This is a genomic window from bacterium endosymbiont of Bathymodiolus sp. 5 South (assembly GCF_900128535.1).
In the GTDB taxonomy this organism is placed as follows: Bacteria; Pseudomonadota; Gammaproteobacteria; order PS1; family Pseudothioglobaceae; genus Thiodubiliella.
Genome location: NZ_FQTR01000143.1, coordinates 1 through 4130, shown reverse-complemented (window position 1 = coordinate 4130; position 4130 = coordinate 1). Strand labels below are relative to the sequence as shown.

At 37.4% G+C, this 4130-nt stretch carries 2 protein-coding genes and 1 pseudogene; all 3 read left to right on the top strand.

Translation table 11 applies throughout. The annotated features are described in order from the left end of the window. A pseudogene (locus BBROOKSOX_RS09200) lies at positions 1–631 on the top strand (hypothetical protein); the annotation flags it as partial. A gap of 40 nt (positions 632–671) precedes the next feature. After that, complete coding sequence (locus BBROOKSOX_RS12250) at positions 672–2216, top strand: RHS repeat-associated core domain-containing protein (protein WP_257607838.1); 1545 nt, start codon at positions 672–674, stop codon at positions 2214–2216. Continuing rightward, positions 2213–3754, top strand: a complete 1542-nt coding sequence (locus tag BBROOKSOX_RS12245) for an RHS repeat-associated core domain-containing protein (RefSeq protein WP_257607837.1) — start codon at positions 2213–2215, stop codon at positions 3752–3754. The genes BBROOKSOX_RS12250 and BBROOKSOX_RS12245 overlap by 4 nt, the downstream gene beginning before the upstream one ends. Positions 3755–4130: the final 376 nt, after the last annotated feature.

Genomic DNA, 4130 nt, shown 5'->3' with positions numbered 1-4130 from the left:
AGACAAAAATACACCCTCAATTGATTTAACTCAAATAAAAAAGATACAGCAAGATATTTTGCAATGGGATATTTTTAAAGACCTAGGTGCGCTAGATTCTTCTAGCCGGTTTTATGAGGAAGGGGGATTTTCTTATCCATATCAAGAGCATGCTTCAATAGCAAATGATAAAATAGAAGCGTTACGAGACAATAGAAATGCCCATATTAAAAATATTATAATGCGCAACAAAGTGTCTCCTTTAAATGCCATTATTCAATTTAGCTTATCTGGTAAATTAAAAGATATGGTCTTTAAACAATATAAAGTTGCCAATTGTGGAGAATGTTCAGAAATAATGTTGCATGAGTTAAATTGGCAGTATCCTGATATGGTAGTAGAAATGTTAGAAACGCCTCAGCATACTTTCAACTTGTTTAACCGTGATCAATCAACCCCTTTGCTCGAACCTGATAAATGGAATGCAGACACTTTAGTAATAGATGCTTGGAAGAAAAATATTTATATTAAAGGGGAGTTTATACCTCAATATTACAATACTCATATTAATTCTAAAGGTCAATTTATTAGTATACTAAAGCATAAAAAACTGATAAGCATAAAAACATTTAAAACCCCAATCAAAAAATAGAAAATACAAGGATCCCCTAACACAAGGATTACAATATCTTATGATTAATACTTCAGAGTACTACCAGCAAACCTACACCTACGACACAGGCAACAACCTAACCGCCCTATCGCACCAAGCAAACAGTAGCACTTGGCAACAAACTCTCGCCATCCGCCCAAACAGCAACCGTGGCACTGAAAATAACAACCAAAATAACTTTGATACCAATGGCAATTTATTACATTTAGACAATATTGCTAACCTAGGCTGGTATTACAACAACACCCTTAACAAACTCACTAAAGCAGACAAAAGCAACACCACACAATACTATGTTTATGATTATCAAGGCAAGCGAGTTCGCACTGTGGTTGAATCTAACAATCAACTACAAAGCCAAAGGGATTACCTGCCTTTATTAGACATCTCAAGCAACCAAGCAAAACAACAAAACAACACCCTGCACATCGGCACCCACATCCTTAACGAAAGCAACAAAGACAACACCCAAAACCTCAGCCAAACCCGATATCAACTCACCAGTCACCTACAATCCAACACCCTAGAGTTGGATGACAAAGCCCAAACCCTCAGTTATGAACATTATTATCCTTATGGTGGCACTGCCATCATCGCTGGCAAAGACAAAACCCAAGTCCAGCAAAAACGCTATCGCTATACGGGCAAAGAAAGAGACGACAGTAGTGGCTTATGCTACTACGGTGCTAGGTACCTAGCCCCTTGGTTAACGAGATGGATAAGCCCTGATTCAGCAGGAGCGGTTGATGGATTAAATTTATATGTTTATGTGGGCAATAATCCCCTTAAATACACAGACCCGACAGGGTATGTTAAAATTATTCCAGTTGACATGCGTCCGCCCTATGGTGAAATAGATGTGCTAAGCCCAATTGAAGGAACTTATCAGAATAATAATTTATTTTATTTTCCTGAAGCGTATGAAAGGCTGGAAAATATTGTCAGGGCGTATCCTGCTGATAAACTTAACTTGTTAAACGCCAATACAGAATTTTTAATAAAATCAGAAGAGAGTAGCAACGGAGCACTAATTATTCAAGCCTATTCTCATCCGCCTTATGATATTTTTAGGAATACTATGTACTTCTCCAGAGGGGAATTAGTTTTTACTGCAAATTTAAAAAGTAAACGCCCAGTTTATCGTTCTGGCTTGAACGCAACAGAAGTAACCTCTTATCAGTATTTAGGGATGACAAAAATAGCAGGTGCATTAAATATGCTACCTAAAAAAATATTACGCCAAAATATAACCAACCACAGCACAAACGAAGTAATAAAAATTTATCAAACGGATAGAAATTACCCAAGGTTTTATAATAATTTTCTTAGAAATAGTGATAATGGCAGATCTTCTTTAAGGATTACCAATACTTTTAGTCTTGAAGTAACCTCTATAAAGTTAAAGAGTATTGGCAATGATATTCGCCTACATTTAAAATCAAAAATGCCTTTAATATCTGCTGACGAACCCCTACCACCTCGTGGAGATATGCATGAATATTTTGCACCTGCCAGTAGGTTATCTAGGATAAGACAACAAACATGCCACTGCACCATATCGTGATTTCACTAGAACCCTACCAGCAAACCTACGCCTACGACACAGGCAACAACCTAACCAACCTATATCACCAAGCAAACAGTAGTGCGTGGCAACAAACCCTCATCATCCATTCAAACAACAACCGTGGCACTGAAACCCAACAATCCACCAGCGACTTTGATGTCAATGGCAACCTATTAGCCCTTGATAACATTGGCACTTTAAATTGGCACTACAACAACACCTTAAATAAACTGACTAAAGTAAACAAACCCAACACCACACAATACTATGTCTATGATTATCAAGGCAAGCGAGTCCGCACTGTTATTGAATCTGAGCACCAAACACAAAGCCAAAGAGACTACCTGCCCGCACTAGACATCTCAATCAACCAAGCAAAACAACAAAGCACCACCCTGCACATCGGCACCCACATTCTCAGCGAAAGCAGCAAAGACAACACCCAAACCCACTACCAACTCAACAGCCACCTACAATCCAACACCTTGGAATTGGGCGACAAAGCCCAAACTCTCAGTTACGAACATTATTATCCTTATGGTGGTACTGCCATCATTGCTGGTAAAGACAAAACCCAAGCCCAGCAAAAACGCTACCGCTACACGGGCAAAGAAAGAGACGACAGCAGTGGTTTATGCTACTACGGTGCTAGGTATCTAGCCCCTTGGCTAACGAGATGGATAAGCCCAGATGCAGCGGGTGCGGGTGCTGGCTTAAATTTGTATGTTTATGTGGGTAATAATCCGCTTAAATACACAGACCCGACAGGGCATTTTCCGCTTATATCTTGGAGTAGGTTTATCGACAGCATTAACGCTTATAAGGCAAATCAAAGAAAGTTGAATATTTGGGTTGGAGAAGAGCACATTTCACCACACGGAAATTATTTGGCAGCGGACTTAAGCACTTCAATTGAATTTCAAAATTTTATACAAGAAAACACTAATGTCAATATAAACATGAGACCTAGTACACATCCAGAAATAATCCGTGCTCAATATACGCAAAAGAAAATAAGCGATAAATATACAGATTTAACACCTAAAGAAGCTCAAGAATTGGGAAACGCAAAAATGCATGTAATGGAGCTAGCGGCAACCATGAATGCTGAACGTATTGGCAGAGATCATTGGTGCGATAAAAAAGAATACCAAAGATTACAATTAGAAGGAAGTTCACTCTTTTTAGTTGGTGCAGGCCATACGCTAACAAATGTAAAGAGAAATGAAAATCAAAACCCAAAAGCATATCCTGCTTTTAAACATATGGATGCAGATTCAAGTATTGCTGTAACTCTCAAAAGTGTCATTGATAAATATGCTAGTATCCGTATAGATAATCGTAGAGCAGACATGACATCTGATTTTGGTGTGTGGGTTGAAGGTGTAGATGGTTTAGAAGAAAGTATTTTCTTAGTTTATGGCTCAAAAAATATTATGAAAGAGATATTTGGCAATGTAGTAAAGAGGATACCAGCCAAATTAACCAACCTATCTGCACCTGTACCACAAAAACAACACTGTACTATCTTATAAAGTCGTGCCCCAGAACAAAATATATGAATTGAGAACTTTACACAAATAAAAACTAAATTTTCACCTTTTAAAAAGGGTTGAAAGGTATGATTTTTATTTTGAAATCAAGGTATAGTTAATTTTACAAGGTGAAATCTTTAAACGCATACCATCATAAATTTTAAAATTAAAAAAGCTCTAGCAATTATGAACACCCTAGAATCTTATCAACAAACTTATATCTACGACACAGGCAACAACCTAACCCACCTCTCACACTAGGCAAAAAGTAATACCAAATTCAAAAAACAACAATACTATAAATAGTGTATAATAATCATTTTTTTCACCAACAAAACAATGCCAAAAAGAATTCAACTACCTGATGATTTTTATA